General features: G+C 50.6%; 16 protein-coding genes. 10 read left to right on the forward strand and 6 right to left on the reverse strand.

Going from position 1 to position 15,451, the window contains the following annotated elements; genetic code table 11:
• Nucleotides 1–112 precede the first annotated feature (112 nt).
• From hemA to kdsA, 6 genes are read left to right on the forward strand one after another with little or no spacing between them, the layout of a single operon-like run.
• Nucleotides 113–1,369: a glutamyl-tRNA reductase gene (gene hemA / locus BGE37_RS11165; RefSeq protein ID WP_001299679.1), complete on the forward strand. Its 1,257-nt coding sequence runs from the start codon at nt 113–115 to the stop codon at nt 1,367–1,369.
• Nucleotides 1,370–1,409: 40 nt separating this feature from the next.
• Nucleotides 1,410–2,492: a peptide chain release factor 1 gene (gene prfA / locus BGE37_RS11170; protein WP_000804726.1), complete on the forward strand. Its 1,083-nt coding sequence runs from the start codon at nt 1,410–1,412 to the stop codon at nt 2,490–2,492.
• Nucleotides 2,492–3,325 carry a peptide chain release factor N(5)-glutamine methyltransferase gene (gene prmC, locus BGE37_RS11175; protein ID WP_000456456.1) on the forward strand — a complete coding sequence of 278 codons (834 nt, stop codon included), beginning with the start codon at nt 2,492–2,494 and terminating at the stop codon, nt 3,323–3,325. The genes prfA and prmC overlap by 1 nt, the downstream gene beginning before the upstream one ends.
• Nucleotides 3,322–3,714 (forward strand): invasion regulator SirB2, encoded by a 393-nt coding sequence (sirB2, locus tag BGE37_RS11180; protein WP_000200378.1) that lies wholly within the window; start codon nt 3,322–3,324, stop codon nt 3,712–3,714. Before prmC ends, sirB2 begins: the two co-directional genes overlap by 4 nt.
• 3 nt (nt 3,715–3,717) lie before the next feature.
• Nucleotides 3,718–4,527: an invasion regulator SirB1 gene (gene sirB1 / locus BGE37_RS11185; RefSeq protein ID WP_001257058.1), complete on the forward strand. Its 810-nt coding sequence runs from the start codon at nt 3,718–3,720 to the stop codon at nt 4,525–4,527.
• Between the two features lie 35 nt (nt 4,528–4,562).
• Complete coding sequence (kdsA, locus tag BGE37_RS11190) at nt 4,563–5,417, forward strand: 3-deoxy-8-phosphooctulonate synthase (RefSeq protein ID WP_000811058.1); 855 nt, start codon at nt 4,563–4,565, stop codon at nt 5,415–5,417.
• 147 nt (nt 5,418–5,564) lie between these two features.
• Here the strand turns inward: kdsA and BGE37_RS11195 are convergent, their stop codons facing one another.
• The 3 genes from BGE37_RS11195 to chaA all read right to left on the reverse strand — a co-directional run bounded on the left by BGE37_RS11195 (nt 5,565) and on the right by chaA (nt 7,713).
• On the reverse strand, nt 5,565–5,672 hold the full coding sequence (locus BGE37_RS11195) for a type I toxin-antitoxin system toxin Ldr family protein (RefSeq protein ID WP_000170965.1): 108 nt from the start codon (nt 5,670–5,672) through the stop codon (nt 5,565–5,567).
• A gap of 427 nt (nt 5,673–6,099) precedes the next feature.
• Nucleotides 6,100–6,207, reverse strand: a complete 108-nt coding sequence (locus BGE37_RS11200; protein ID WP_123057329.1) for a type I toxin-antitoxin system toxin Ldr family protein — start codon at nt 6,205–6,207, stop codon at nt 6,100–6,102.
• Nucleotides 6,208–6,612: 405 nt separating this feature from the next.
• Nucleotides 6,613–7,713 (reverse strand): sodium-potassium/proton antiporter ChaA, encoded by a 1,101-nt coding sequence (gene chaA, locus BGE37_RS11210; RefSeq protein WP_001306585.1) that lies wholly within the window; start codon nt 7,711–7,713, stop codon nt 6,613–6,615.
• Nucleotides 7,714–7,982: 269 nt separating this feature from the next.
• On the opposite strand from chaA, the gene chaB reads away from it, so the two are divergent.
• On the forward strand, nt 7,983–8,213 hold the full coding sequence (gene chaB, locus BGE37_RS11215; RefSeq protein WP_001146444.1) for a putative cation transport regulator ChaB: 231 nt from the start codon (nt 7,983–7,985) through the stop codon (nt 8,211–8,213).
• A 156-nt stretch (nt 8,214–8,369) separates the two neighbouring features.
• On the forward strand, nt 8,370–9,065 hold the full coding sequence (chaC, locus tag BGE37_RS11220; protein WP_001295621.1) for a glutathione-specific gamma-glutamylcyclotransferase: 696 nt from the start codon (nt 8,370–8,372) through the stop codon (nt 9,063–9,065).
• 43 nt (nt 9,066–9,108) lie between these two features.
• Here chaC and ychN read toward each other — a convergent pair whose 3' ends face one another.
• Complete coding sequence (gene ychN, locus BGE37_RS11225; RefSeq protein ID WP_001169659.1) at nt 9,109–9,462, reverse strand: DsrE/F sulfur relay family protein YchN; 354 nt, start codon at nt 9,460–9,462, stop codon at nt 9,109–9,111.
• Between the two features lie 185 nt (nt 9,463–9,647).
• On the opposite strand from ychN, the gene ychO reads away from it, so the two are divergent.
• Nucleotides 9,648–11,042: an inverse autotransporter invasin YchO gene (gene ychO / locus BGE37_RS11230; RefSeq protein WP_105277415.1), complete on the forward strand. Its 1,395-nt coding sequence runs from the start codon at nt 9,648–9,650 to the stop codon at nt 11,040–11,042.
• Here the strand turns inward: ychO and narL are convergent, their stop codons facing one another.
• Both narL and narX read right to left on the reverse strand, forming a co-directional pair.
• Entirely contained in the window at nt 11,043–11,693 is a 651-nt protein-coding gene (narL, locus tag BGE37_RS11235; protein WP_000070491.1) for a two-component system response regulator NarL, read from the reverse strand.
• Complete coding sequence (gene narX, locus BGE37_RS11240) at nt 11,686–13,482, reverse strand: nitrate/nitrite two-component system sensor histidine kinase NarX (protein WP_000918048.1); 1,797 nt, start codon at nt 13,480–13,482, stop codon at nt 11,686–11,688. Before narX ends, narL begins: the two co-directional genes overlap by 8 nt.
• Before the next feature lie 338 nt (nt 13,483–13,820).
• Here narX and narK point away from each other — a divergent pair, with 338 nt between their 5' ends.
• The gene (gene narK, locus BGE37_RS11250; protein WP_000019836.1) at nt 13,821–15,212 is read left to right on the forward strand and encodes a nitrate transporter NarK; all 1,392 of its coding nucleotides are present in this window, start codon (nt 13,821–13,823) and stop codon (nt 15,210–15,212) included.
• Nucleotides 15,213–15,451 lie beyond the last annotated feature (239 nt).

The raw sequence follows: 15,451 nt of genomic DNA on the forward strand, positions 1-15,451 counted from the left end.
AACGGCTTTCGGCAATTACTCCAAAAGGGGGCGCTCTCTTTTATTGATCTTACGCATCCTGTATGATGCAAGCAGACTAACCCTATCAACGTTGGTATTATTTCCCGCAGACATGACCCTTTTAGCACTCGGTATCAACCATAAAACGGCACCTGTATCGCTGCGAGAACGTGTATCGTTTTCGCCGGATAAGCTCGATCAGGCGCTTGACAGCCTGCTTGCGCAGCCGATGGTGCAGGGCGGCGTGGTGCTGTCGACGTGCAATCGCACGGAACTTTATCTTAGCGTTGAAGAGCAGGATAACCTGCAAGAGGCGTTAATCCGCTGGCTTTGCGATTATCACAATCTTAATGAAGAAGACCTGCGTAAAAGCCTCTACTGGCATCAGGATAACGACGCGGTTAGCCATTTAATGCGTGTTGCCAGCGGCCTGGATTCACTGGTTCTGGGGGAGCCGCAGATCCTCGGTCAGGTAAAAAAAGCCTTTGCTGATTCGCAAAAAGGTCATATGAAGGCCAGCGAACTGGAACGCATGTTCCAGAAATCTTTCTCTGTAGCGAAACGCGTTCGCACTGAAACCGATATCGGTGCCAGCGCTGTGTCTGTCGCTTTTGCGGCTTGCACGCTGGCGCGGCAGATCTTTGAATCGCTCTCTACGGTAACAGTATTGCTGGTTGGCGCGGGGGAGACTATCGAGCTGGTGGCGCGTCATCTACGTGAACACAAAGTACAGAAGATGATTATCGCCAACCGTACTCGCGAACGCGCCCAAATTCTGGCAGATGAAGTCGGCGCAGAAGTGATTGCCTTGAGCGATATTGACGAACGTCTGCGCGAAGCCGATATCATCATTAGTTCTACCGCCAGTCCGTTGCCGATTATCGGTAAAGGCATGGTGGAGCGCGCATTAAAAAGCCGTCGCAACCAACCGATGCTGTTGGTAGATATTGCCGTTCCGCGCGATGTTGAGCCGGAAGTTGGCAAACTGGCGAATGCTTACCTTTATAGTGTTGACGATCTACAAAGCATTATTTCGCACAACCTGGCGCAACGTAAAGCTGCCGCAGTTGAGGCGGAGACTATCGTCGCTCAGGAAACCAGCGAATTTATGGCCTGGCTGCGTGCACAAAGTGCCAGCGAAACCATTCGCGAGTATCGCAGCCAGGCAGAGCAAGTTCGCGATGAGTTAACCGCCAAAGCGTTAGCAGCCCTTGAGCAGGGCGGCGACGCGCAAGCCATTATGCAGGATCTGGCATGGAAACTGACTAACCGCCTGATCCATGCGCCAACGAAATCACTTCAACAGGCTGCCCGTGACGGGGATAACGAACGCCTGAATATTCTGCGCGACAGCCTCGGGCTGGAGTAGCAGTACATCATTTTCTTTTTTACAGGGTGCATTTACGCCTATGAAGCCTTCTATCGTTGCCAAACTGGAAGCCCTGCATGAACGCCATGAAGAAGTTCAGGCGTTGCTGGGTGACGCGCAAACTATCGCCGACCAGGAACGTTTTCGCGCATTATCACGCGAATATGCGCAGTTAAGTGATGTTTCGCGCTGTTTTACCGACTGGCAACAGGTTCAGGAAGATATCGAAACCGCACAGATGATGCTCGACGATCCTGAAATGCGTGAGATGGCGCAGGATGAACTGCGCGAAGCTAAAGAAAAAAGCGAGCAACTGGAACAGCAATTACAGGTTCTGTTACTACCAAAAGATCCTGATGACGAACGTAACGCCTTCCTCGAAGTCCGTGCCGGAACCGGCGGCGACGAAGCGGCGCTCTTCGCTGGCGATCTGTTCCGTATGTACAGCCGTTACGCCGAAGCCCGCCGCTGGCGTGTAGAAATCATGAGCGCCAGCGAGGGTGAACATGGTGGCTATAAAGAGATCATCGCCAAAATTAGCGGTGATGGTGTATATGGTCGTTTGAAATTCGAATCTGGCGGTCATCGCGTGCAGCGTGTGCCTGCTACGGAATCGCAGGGTCGAATTCATACTTCTGCTTGTACCGTTGCGGTAATGCCAGAACTGCCTGACGCAGAACTGCCGGACATCAACCCAGCAGATTTGCGCATTGATACTTTCCGCTCGTCAGGGGCGGGTGGTCAGCACGTTAACACCACCGATTCGGCAATTCGTATTACTCACTTGCCGACCGGGATTGTTGTTGAATGTCAGGACGAACGTTCGCAGCATAAAAACAAAGCTAAAGCACTTTCAGTACTCGGTGCTCGCATCCACGCAGCAGAAATGGCAAAACGCCAACAGGCCGAAGCGTCTACTCGCCGTAACCTGCTGGGGAGTGGCGATCGCAGCGACCGTAACCGTACTTACAACTTCCCGCAGGGGCGCGTTACCGATCACCGCATCAACCTGACGCTCTACCGTCTGGATGAAGTGATGGAAGGTAAGCTGGATATGCTGATTGAACCGATTATCCAGGAACATCAGGCCGACCAACTGGCGGCGTTGTCCGAGCAGGAATAATGGAATATCAACACTGGTTACGTGAAGCAATAAGCCAACTTCAGGCGAGCGAAAGCCCGCGGCGTGATGCTGAAATCCTGCTGGAGCATGTTACCGGCAAAGGGCGTACTTTTATTCTCGCCTTTGGTGAAACGCAGCTGACTGACGAACAATGTCAGCAACTTGATGCGCTACTGACGCGTCGTCGCGATGGTGAACCTATTGCTCATTTAACCGGGGTGCGAGAATTCTGGTCGCTGCCGTTATTTGTTTCGCCAGCGACCTTAATTCCGCGCCCGGATACGGAGTGTCTGGTGGAGCAGGCACTGGCGCGGTTGCCTGAACAGCCTTGCCGTATTCTCGATCTCGGGACGGGTACCGGGGCGATTGCGCTGGCGCTGGCTAGCGAGCGCCCGGACTGTGAAATTACCGCTGTAGATCGTATGCCAGATGCTGTCTCTCTGGCACAACGTAATGCCCAGCATCTGGCGATCAAAAATATCCATATTCTGCAAAGCGACTGGTTTAGCGCGCTAGCCGGGCAGCAGTTTGCGATGATTGTCAGTAACCCACCGTATATCGACGAGCAGGACCCGCATCTTCAACAAGGCGATGTCCGCTTTGAGCCGCTCACTGCGCTGGTTGCGGCAGACAGTGGAATGGCAGACATCGTGCATATCATCGAACAGTCGCGTAACGCGCTGGTATCCGGCGGCTTTCTGCTTCTGGAACATGGCTGGCAGCAGGGCGAAGCGGTGCGACAGGCATTTATCCACGCGGGATATCATGACGTCGAAACCTGTCGGGACTATGGTGATAACGAGCGCGTAACGCTCGGCCGCTATTATCAATGACAAGTTTTTCTACACTGCTTAGCGTTCATCTCATTAGCATTGCGCTTTCTGTAGGGCTATTAACCTTACGTTTCTGGCTACGTTATCAGAAGCATCCACAGGCATTTGCTCGTTGGACGCGCATTGTGCCGCCGGTTGTCGATACGGTGTTATTGTTAAGCGGCATTGCGTTGATGGCTAAAGCGCACATCCTGCCATTTTCCGGGCAGGCACAGTGGCTGACTGAAAAGCTGTTTGGAGTTATCATTTATATCGTTTTGGGTTTTATTGCACTCGATTATCGTCGTATGCACAGTCAGCAGGCGCGCATTATTGCCTTCCCGCTGGCGTTGGTGGTGCTGTACATCATCATTAAACTCGCCACCACAAAAGTACCGTTACTGGGGTAAGTCATGAGATCGTTAGCTGATTTCGAATTTAATAAAGCGCCATTGTGCGAAGGCATGATCCTGGCTTGCGAAGCAATCCGTCGCGATTTTCCCTCGCAAGATGTTTACGACGAACTGGAGCGTCTCGTTACTCTGGCGAAGGAAGAAATCAGCCAGCTTCTGCCTTTAGAAGAGCAGCTGGAAAAACTGATCGCGCTGTTTTACGGCGACTGGGGATTTAAAGCCTCACGCGGCGTTTATCGTCTTTCCGATGCATTATGGCTGGACCAGGTATTAAAGAATCGGCAGGGCAGTGCGGTATCATTAGGCGCCGTTTTATTGTGGGTCGCTAATCGTCTTGATTTGCCGCTGCTGCCGGTGATTTTCCCTACGCAGCTGATACTGCGCATTGAATGTCCGGATGGCGAAATTTGGCTGATTAATCCTTTTAACGGTGAATCGTTAAGCGAACATATGCTGGACGTTTGGTTAAAGGGAAATATCAGCCCGTCGGCGGAGCTGTTTTATGAAGATCTTGATGAAGCTGATAACATTGAGGTAATCCGCAAATTGCTGGACACACTCAAAGCCTCGTTGATGGAAGAAAATCAGATGGAGCTGGCATTACGCACCAGCGAAGCTTTATTACAATTTAACCCGGAAGATCCCTATGAAATTCGCGATCGCGGGTTGATTTATGCGCAACTGGATTGCGAACACGTTGCGTTGAACGATTTAAGTTATTTCGTTGAACAGTGTCCGGAAGACCCGATCAGCGAAATGATCCGTGCGCAAATAAATAACATCGCGCATAAACATATTGTGCTGCATTAATTAATCGACATTTTACTCAAGATTAAGGCGATCCTATGAAACAAAAAGTGGTTAGCATTGGCGACATCAACGTAGCAAATGATCTGCCGTTCGTGCTGTTTGGCGGTATGAACGTGCTGGAATCTCGCGATCTGGCGATGCGCATTTGCGAGCACTACGTAACCGTGACCCAGAAACTGGGTATCCCTTACGTGTTCAAAGCCTCTTTTGACAAAGCCAACCGCTCCTCCATCCACTCTTATCGTGGACCAGGTCTGGAAGAAGGGATGAAAATCTTCCAGGAACTGAAACAGACATTTGGCGTAAAAATTATCACTGACGTTCACGAGCCAAGCCAGGCACAGCCCGTTGCTGATGTTGTGGATGTGATTCAGTTGCCGGCGTTTCTTGCTCGCCAGACTGACCTGGTGGAGGCAATGGCGAAAACCGGTGCGGTAATTAACGTCAAGAAACCACAGTTCGTCAGCCCAGGCCAAATGGGTAATATCGTTGATAAATTCAAAGAAGGCGGCAACGATAAAGTGATTCTTTGCGATCGCGGTGCTAACTTCGGCTATGACAACCTGGTTGTTGATATGCTGGGCTTCAGCATCATGAAGAAAGTGTCTGGTAATTCACCGGTGATTTTCGACGTGACCCACGCACTGCAATGCCGCGATCCGTTTGGCGCAGCTTCCGGCGGTCGTCGTGCTCAGGTGGCTGAGCTGGCACGTGCCGGTATGGCGGTAGGTCTGGCGGGGCTGTTTATTGAAGCGCATCCGGATCCGGAACATGCGAAATGTGATGGTCCATCCGCGCTGCCGCTGGCTAAACTGGAACCGTTCCTCAAGCAGATGAAAGCGATTGATGACCTGGTGAAAGGTTTCGAAGAACTGGATACCAGCAAGTAATCTTTTTTGCCTGAAAACTAAAGCCTTAGCGTTCTGCGTTAAGGCTTTTTTCATGGGGCCGGATACAAAAAAGGCCGCAGGCTGTTACCCCTGCGGCCGGTTTCGGGCGCATATTGCCATCACGGCAGCCTGACGCCCGTTTTCACCTTACTTCCGGTTACGCCACCAGCTGACAATCGCTGCGGTAATAATTCCCGCCAGGATCGGTGCTGCCAGGTCGTGCCAGAAAGTCATGGCAAACTGCGCGAGCGTCATATAGCCGCCTTGTTGTAATTACAACATTTTGCGGCTATTCTTGAAGTGTCTGGTTTCAAGATTAGCCCCCGTTCTGTTGTCAGGTTGTACCTCTCAACGTGCGGGGGTTTTCTCTTTCCAGCAACCAATGCCACCAGGGATAGAGCCCCCGCAACATTGCGCCTCACCGGATAACTCCGGCTTGGTGTGGATACTACGTCTCAATTCATCTTCACTTCATCCCTGAAATGTTTGCAATGAAGAGTGCATTCCGGTTTTTCAACAGTTGTTACAGTCGTTTCATGAGTGCTCTGGATGATGCTTCCAGCTCGGGTTGCCAATATTTACTTGCAGAAGAGATAAAGACAAAAAGGGCCGCAGGCTGTTACCCCTGCGGCCGGTTTCGGGCGCATATTGCCATCACGGCAGCCTGACGCCCGTTTTCACCTTACTTCCGGTTACGCCACCAGCTGACAATCACTGCGGTAATAATCCCCGCCAGGAACGGTGCCGCCAGGTCGTGCCAGAAAATCATGGCAAACTGCGCGAGCGTCATATAGCCGCCTTGTTGTAATGACAACATTTTGCGGCTATTCTTGAATTGTTGATGGTTCAAGATTAGCCCCCGTTCTGTTGTCAGGTTTTACCTCTCAACGTGCGGGGGTTTTCTCTTTCCAGCAACCAATGCCACCAGGGATAAAGCCCCCGCAACATTGCGCCTCACCGGATAACGCCGGCTTGGTGTGGATATTACGTCTCAATTCATCTTCACTTCATCCCTGAAATGTTTGCAATAAAGAGTACATTCCGGCTTTTCAACAGCTGTTGCAGTGGTTTCGTGCAGGTTGTGGTACAGGCTCGCAATTCTGATTAACGACCTGTTCAGGTAGTATGAAGAAATACAATAAGCAGGAATTTATATTATCTCCCCCGATTTCTGTCATCGGAGGAGATATAACTGTCAGGCAAATATCGTCATCAAATAGGCGGCAAACAGTGCCAGATGCGCTGCGCCATTGAGCACGTTAGTACGTCCGGTGGAGAAGGAGATATGGCACAGCACTAAAGAGGCCACCATCACCACCATTTCTGGCGCACCAAGTGCAAACTGCAATTCGTTACCCGTCATAAAGGCAATTAGCGTGACGACAGGTACGGTAAGCGAAATGGTTGCTAACACTGAACCAAAGAACAGATTCATCGCGCGCTGGACCTGGTTGTTCAACACTGCTTTTAACGCACCTAAACCTTCCGGCGACAGAATCAACAGAGCCACCAGGAAGCCAGTAAAGGCGACAGGGGCATTCATGCTGTCGAGCAATGTCTCCAGCGGGCTGGCGTTCATTTTGGTGACTGCAATAACGGCAATCAGATGGACAATCAACCAGATAGCATGCCACAGGCTGCTATGGGCAGACGGTTTACCGTGGTGCGGGTCGTCATCATCACTGTCATCTTCGTGCTCGTAGACAAATAAACTTTGATGCGTTTTGGTCTGGATCAGCAAAAATACGCCATACATTGCCGCAGAAATTAATGCTACCAGTAACGCCTGACCGGTTGAAAAATTCGCCACAGGCAGAGCCATTGGAAATACCAGTACGATTATCGCCAGGGGGAACAGCGCAATTAAATACTGCTTGATACCAAACAGATTCATATATTGGGTGGCAAACTTGCGTCCGCCCAACAATAATGAAAAGCCAACCAGTCCACCGGTAACAATCATAATGATTGAATAGAGCGTATCACGCATTAGCGTCGGTGCGGCGTCGCCAGTTGCCATTAGAGCTGAAATCAAACTGACTTCAAGAATAACCACTGAAAGGCTAAGAATAAGCGAACCGTAAGGTTCTCCCAGGCGATGGGCTAATACGTCCGCATGACGGACAACACTAAAGGCGCTACTTAAAATACCAATAAGTGCAAGAAGATTGATGGCAATGACCACTGGTAGTGTCTGACTGCTTCCCCACAGGAACAGCACTACCAGCGCCAGAACCGGGAAAATAAGCGAAGTCTCCTTGTGGCGGGTTTTTACCGCCTCTTGAGCATTTGACATTATGGTTATCCCTTTGCAGATGAATTTATCGAAAATGTAAAAAATAGGTAGGAAAAATAACAGAAAGTGTCTGGGTATCGGCAACATTTTACGAATTTTTACCCCGCTGTCGATTTTTTACTCATCGGGCCATAAAAATAAGCAATGCGTTTAGACAATGTTTGTTTTAGCGTTTCTTAAGAAGAGTCTGACATGAAAATTCTTATGTTTTGGCAAGAGTGGATATTGTTGACCACACTTAATGTTTAACTTTGTAAAAGGAGTCAACGATGCCGTATAAAACGAAAAGCGATCTGCCGGAAAGCGTAAAGCACGTGCTACCGTCTCATGCTCAGGATATCTATAAAGAAGCGTTCAACAGCGCATGGGATCAATATAAAGATAAAGAAGATCGGCGTGATGACGCCAGTCGCGAAGAAACCGCGCATAAAGTGGCCTGGGCTGCTGTGAAGCATGAATATGCCAAAGGGGATGATGATAAATGGCATAAAAAATCGTAAAACCGGTAGCTTAGTTAAAGCTATTCGTGCGGTGTTGTCTTGCAAGTGGTCCGTGGATTGCATATTGTCCCGTTAATGGTTTCAAAATGAGCAGTAAAATGTCCGGAAGACACCAAAAAGTTGTCGCAGGGAAGTATGCAGTGGCGGAGGTGTAAGGTGATAACGCGTGATTTCTTGATGAATGCCGATTGTAAAACGGCATTTGGTGCCATTGAAGAATCACTCTTATGGTCAGCAGAGCAACGGGCGGCTTCGCTGGCGGCGACGCTGGCTTGTCGACCTGATGAGGGACCGGTGTGGATCTTCGGTTATGGATCGTTGATGTGGAATCCGGCACTGGAGTTTACCGAGTCGTGCACCGGTACACTGGTTGGATGGCATCGCGCGTTTTGCCTGCGCCTGACCGCCGGGCGCGGGACTGCGCACCAGCCGGGACGGATGCTTGCACTGAAAGAGGGCGGACGCACCACAGGCGTCGCCTATCGACTGCCAGAAGAGACGCTGGAGCAGGAACTAACCCTGTTGTGGAAGCGCGAGATGATTACCGGCTGTTATCTGCCAACCTGGTGTCAGCTTGATCTTGATGATGGACGCACAGTAAACGCCATTGTGTTTATTATGGACCCGCGACATCCAGAATATGAATCTGACACTCGCGCTCAGGTCATCGCGCCGTTGATTGCGGCGGCGAGCGGTCCACTGGGAACCAACGCACAATACCTGTTTTCACTGGAACAGGAGCTTATCAAACTGGGAATGCAGGACGATGGGCTGAATGATTTGCTGGTTTCGGTAAAAAAACTGCTGGCGGAGAATTATCCGGATGGTGTGTTACGGCCGGGATTCGCCTGAGTAAACTTCCCTCATAGTGGGGCGTCAGACGCCCCCTCAAACATTAAAATGTGAGCACTTTATCGGCTGACAGCGTCCATTGCGCCAGTTCCACAAGAGTACCGATTTCCACCCCATCAATCAGAGGAAGTGTACTAATCCCGCGCCCGTCGGTACAGGTTTTGCACAATTTCACCGGTACATTCTGAGCGGTAAGGATCTCCAGCATTTGCTGAATGTTGTAGCCTTCCCCTGGTTTTTGCCCGCGCAACCCGGCTGTGACCGCATCAGACATCAGGAACAGACGCAGATCCAGATTGTTCTCCTGCTCTCGTAACGCAATGGCCAGCCGCAAGCTGTTAAACAAGGATTCGCTCCCGTAAGGTGCGCCATTGGCAACGATCACGATTTTTTGCATTATTTACTCCTGTATTCAGGGAATTAGACACTTATCTTCTATCTTACTGCTTCTGCAGCGTCTGACCAATCGGTCACATTTTTAAGGATTTTCCTGAAAGCGCGAGAAAATACGACAAAAGTTGCCAGTAATCGTTATTCTTTAAGGCTATGGTTTTTCATTTTTTACCGGAAGTTACCGACGTTTTGAGCCGTTTCGTTCCTCGCATTATTCCGTTTTATTTACTCTTGCTGGCGGCAGGCGGTACAGCTAACGCACAATCTACCTTCGAGCAAAAAGCGGCAAATCCCTTTGATAATAACAATGATGGTCTGCCGGATTTAGGCATGGCTCCCGAAAATCATGATGGGGAAAAACACTTTGCTGAAATTGTGAAAGATTTCGGCGAAACCAGTATGAATGATAACGGGCTGGATACTGGCGAGCAGGCAAAAGCTTTCGCATTGGGAAAAGTCCGCGACGCGCTTAGTCAACAGGTTAATCAGCACGTAGAGTCCTGGCTATCACCGTGGGGAAATGCCAGTGTTGACGTCAAAGTGGATAACGAAGGACATCTCACAGGCAGTCGCGGAAGCTGGTTTGTGCCTTTACAGGATAATGAGCGTTATCTCACCTGGAGCCAGCTGGGTCTTACTCAGCAGGATGATGGGCTGGTGAGCAATGTGGGCGTTGGGCAACGCTGGGCGCGCGGCAGCTGGCTGGTGGGTTATAATACTTTTTATGACAACTTGCTGGACGAAAATCTTCAGCGAGCGGGCTTTGGTGCCGAAGCGTGGGGCGAATATTTGCGACTATCGGCAAACTTTTACCAGCCGTTTGCTGCATGGCATGAACAGACAGCCACGCAGGAACAACGGATGGCGCGCGGGTACGACCTGACAGCCCGGATGCGCATGCCGTTCTATCAACACCTCAATACCAGTGTCAGCGTAGAACAGTATTTTGGTGATCGTGTTGATTTGTTTAACTCTGGTACGGGTTATCACAATCCCGTCGCATTGAGTCTGGGATTAAATTACACCCCTGTGCCCTTAGTCACGGTGACGGCCCAGCATAAACAGGGTGAAAGTGGCGAGAATCAAAATAACCTCGGGCTGAATCTTAACTACCGCTTTGGTGTCCCGCTCAAAAAACAACTTTCTGCGGGCGAGGTTGCCGAAAGTCAGTCGTTACGTGGTAGTCGCTATGATAATCCGCAGCGAAATAATCTACCGACTCTTGAGTACCGACAGCGAAAAACGTTAACGGTGTTTCTGGCAACACCGCCGTGGGATCTAAAACCTGGCGAAACAGTGCCGCTGAAATTACAAATCCGCAGTCGTTATGGTATTCGGCAACTGATTTGGCAGGGCGATACGCAGATATTAAGTTTGACGCCGGGCGCACAAGCCAATAGCGCGGAGGGCTGGACGCTGATCATGCCTGACTGGCAAAACGGGGAAGGGGCAAGCAATCGCTGGCGATTGTCTGTAGTGGTGGAAGATAACCAGGGGCAGCGTGTCTCCTCCAATGAGATCACGCTAACGCTTGTCGAACCGTTCGACGCATTGTCAAACGACGAACTGCGCTGGGAACCGTAATCAGAAAATGCGCTCCTGATGCACCCATACTGCTGCTTCCACGCGAGACTTGAGCTTCATTTTCTTCAGCATGTGCTTGACGTGCACTTTTACTGTGCTTTCGGTGATGTCCAGGCGGCGGGCAATCATCTTGTTCGGCAAACCCTGGGCAATCAGCTTGAGAATATCGCGCTCGCGTGGGGTTAACTGGTTAACATCGCGTTCAGTAGTGGCACGGTTAGCGCGCAAGCTGGCGGCCAGAACAGGCGTTAATGCTTCGCTTAATACCATTTCGCCAGCAGCTGCCTGATGCAATGCTTTCAGCAGATCTTCCGGTTCCATATCTTTTAACAGATAGCCATCCGCGCCGCGTTTCAGTGCGGTGACCACATCTTCTTCATGATTAGAGACGCTGAATACCACAATGCGCCCGGAGAGGGACTTTTCGCGCAGTTTATCCAGCGTTTCCAGACCGTTCATGCCGGGCATATTGAGATCTAACAGGATCAGATCGGGATCAAGAGACTCCGCCAGTTCAATACCCTGTTCGCCATTACTCGCTTCGCCAACCACGGTGATATCTGGTGCCATACTAATAAGCTGTTTTACGCCAGTTCGCAGCATCGGGTGATCGTCGATCAGCAGGATAGTAGCCGGTTCCTGATTACTCATGGGTATCTCCTTGGACGTCTGTGAAAGTTTTTTCGGGAATAAAGGTGACCACCACTTCGGTGCCACCTGATTCACGACGGCGGACGCGGCAATCGCCCCGTAAACTTTGCGCACGGTCGCGCATTATTATCATGCCGTAGTGATTGCTGCGGATGGCATTTTCAGGCACGCCGCAGCCGTTATCCTGGACGGTCAGTTTGACCTGATTATCGTTTTGCGCCACTGTCACCACGACCTCACTCGCTTGCGAATGTTTGAGGGCGTTACTTAATGCCTCACGGGCAATTTGCAACAGATGGATTGCCTGATGCGAAGGCACCAGACGAGGCGGCAATTGATAATCCAGCTTCACCGGGAAGCCAAACCTGGCGCTGTACTCTTCGCAACTCGCCTCCAGCGCCGGACGTAATCCAGGCTCGGTGAGCTGCAAGCGGAATGTGGTGAGCAATTCACGCAACTGCGCCCAGGATGCATTCAGTTCGTTACGGATCTGACTTAACAGTTCGCGGCTGCTTTCTGGCAGCGCATCGCCCTGCATCTGTAAACAACTCACCTGCATCTTCATGCAAGAGAGAGATTGGGCAATAGAATCATGCAGTTCGCGCGCAATGGTGGCACGCTCTTCCATCACGATCAACTGTTGCTGACGTTCCTGATGGCGATCCAGCGCAAGCGTGGCGGTGAGTTGTTCAACCAGGGTATCCACCAGTTGTTGTTGATCATGACTAAGATGACGCCCCTGCGGCAGGGTTGCCAGCAAAATACCGTACTGCGTATGAGAGTCAGCCAGCCGCCACTTCAGGGTTGTGCCGCGATCGCCAACGGGGAGTACACCGCGCGGGCAGAGCTGACAGCCTTTATCATCGCAGGTCATATCTGGCTGGCAGGTAAACTCCTGATGATTCTCTTCATCATCAGTGTCATACACCCGCAGTTCGATATCACGTAGCAGGGTTAAATTCTGTAAGCCGTTGAGTACAGGTGACAGGCGTTCACACAGCGGGGCGCGGGAATGCAAACGGCGGTTGGCCTGCCATAAAAAAGAGAGGATCTGATTTTTATGTTCCAGCCCGGCGGTTTTCTCCTGAACCCGCTGCTCAAGTACGGCGTAACTTTCCGCCAGTTCTGCAGACATATTGTTCAACGCAGTTCCAAGCATAGCCATTTCGTTGCGCCCGCTGATGTTCGCGCGTTGGGTAAAATCGCGATGGCTGACGGCACTCGCCATTGCCAACAACTGCCGCCACGGTTGTAGCAGTCGCGCCCGCAACCAGATAATAGTGAACACCAGTAACAGTGCCATAAATACCGCCATTACCCGATGGACCAGCACCACTGTCTCAATGCGCATTTCCGTGGTGCGGTCAAAACCAGATACCAGTTGATCAAGCCCCGCAACAAACTGGCTGACATCCGCTGACACCGTTTTGCGGTTTTGTGCACGCAGCAGCGCAGGGATCAGTTCATTACGCCAGTAATCTTGTAAACCCTGTAGTTGCGCCAGTTGTCCGTCTCGTTCTGCTGCTCGGGTTAACTCGGCGCTAAATGCCGTTTGTTCCATCTCTTTAATTAAGGGCTTGTCTTTCTCGCTTAATGGCACTGCCGCCAACAGACGGTAACTTTGCATGCGCAGCGATCCCGCTTTGTTGATCGCATGGGCGCTGCCCTGAACGCCTTGCACCAGCCAGCCAGAAACTGCCATCCCTGCCAGTCCAATAGCAGTAGAAAGCAACACAATAAGCGCAACCTGATTAACCAGGGTGAGCGGAGAGAGACAACGTTTAAGCATGCAAACCTCTTCCTTCAGGCTTTAAATGAGCAATAACCTTAATGAATGTGACGATACATTCTGGAATGGCAGTATTCTCGGCTATTGGCTGAAGTATACCCATACCCGGAAAGAGTTACTCCTTATTTGCCGCGTGGTAAGTCGCTTTACATCGGTAAGGGTAGGGATTTTACAGCACCGTGAAAAATCTCATAATTTTTATGAAATCACTGTACTCACTATGGGTAATGATAAATATCAATGATAGATAAAGTTATCTTATCGTTTGATTTACATCAAATTGCCTTTAGCTACAGACACTAAGGTGGCAGACATCGAAACGAGTATCAGAGGTGTCTATGAGTCACTCATCCGCCCCCGAAAGGGCTACTGGAGCTGTCATTACAGATTGGCGACCGGAAGATCCTGCGTTCTGGCAACAACGCGGTCAACGTATTGCCAGCCGCAACCTGTGGATTTCCGTTCCCTGTCTGCTGCTGGCGTTTTGCGTATGGATGTTATTCAGTGCTGTTGCGGTGAACTTACCGAAAGTCGGTTTTAATTTTACGACCGATCAGCTATTTATGTTGACGGCGCTGCCATCGGTTTCTGGCGCGTTGTTACGTGTTCCATACTCCTTTATGGTTCCTATCTTCGGTGGTCGTCGCTGGACGGCGTTCAGCACCGGTATTCTGATTATTCCTTGCGTCTGGCTGGGTTTTGCCGTGCAGGATACCTCCACGCCTTATAGCGTCTTCATCATCATCTCTCTGCTGTGCGGCTTTGCTGGCGCGAACTTCGCATCCAGTATGGCAAACATCAGCTTCTTCTTTCCGAAACAGAAGCAGGGTGGCGCGCTGGGTCTGAATGGTGGTCTGGGCAACATGGGCGTCAGCGTCATGCAGTTGGTTGCTCCGCTGGTGGTATCACTGTCGATTTTCGCAGTATTTGGTAGCCAGGGTGTCAAACAGCCGGATGGGACTGAGCTGTATCTGGCGAATGCGTCCTGGGTATGGGTGCCGTTCCTTGCCATCTTCACCATTGCGGCGTGGTTTGGCATGAACGATCTTGCTACCTCAAAAGCCTCCATCAAGGAGCAGTTGCCGGTACTCAAACGGGGTCATCTGTGGATTATGAGCCTGCTGTATCTGGCAACCTTCGGCTCCTTCATCGGCTTCTCCGCGGGCTTTGCGATGCTGTCAAAAACGCAGTTCCCGGATGTTCAGATTCTGCAATACGCTTTCTTCGGGCCGTTTATTGGTGCGCTGGCGCGTTCTGCAGGTGGTGCATTATCTGACCGTCTGGGCGGAACTCGTGTCACACTGGTGAACTTTATCCTGATGGCGATTTTCAGCGGCCTGCTGTTCCTGACCTTACCGACTGACGGACAGGGCGGAAGCTTTATGGCGTTCTTCGCAGTCTTCCTGGCGCTGTTCCTGACAGCTGGGCTGGGTAGTGGTTCCACTTTCCAGATGATTTCCGTGATCTTCCGTAAACTGACAATGGATCGCGTGAAAGCAGAAGGGGGTTCTGACGAACGTGCGATGCGTGAAGCGGCAACCGACACGGCGGCGGCGCTGGGTTTCATCTCTGCGATTGGCGCGATTGGTGGCTTCTTTATCCCGAAAGCGTTCGGTAGCTCGCTGGCATTAACGGGTTCGCCAGTCGGCGCAATGAAAGTATTTTTGATTTTCTATATCGCCTGCGTAGTGATTACCTGGGCGGTATATGGTCGGCATTCTAAAAAATAAATCTTAATATTTGATTATCCTTTGCGCGGCATGATGTCGCGCTTTTTTTATGCATCATTTAGTTACAACATACTAATGTTATATGGCTTATTTCGCCGGATTTCATTAAGAGCCATTAATATGTTACCCATGGGGAATACTCCTTAATACCCATCTGCATAAAATTCTTAATAGTTTAAATAACTACAGGTATAAAATGCCTTAATTTACAGTCTTTTATGCTGTAACTGTTAATTATC

It is taken from the genome of Escherichia sp. MOD1-EC6300 (assembly GCF_002965045.1).
In the GTDB taxonomy this organism is placed as follows: domain Bacteria; phylum Pseudomonadota; class Gammaproteobacteria; order Enterobacterales; family Enterobacteriaceae; genus Escherichia; species Escherichia coli_F.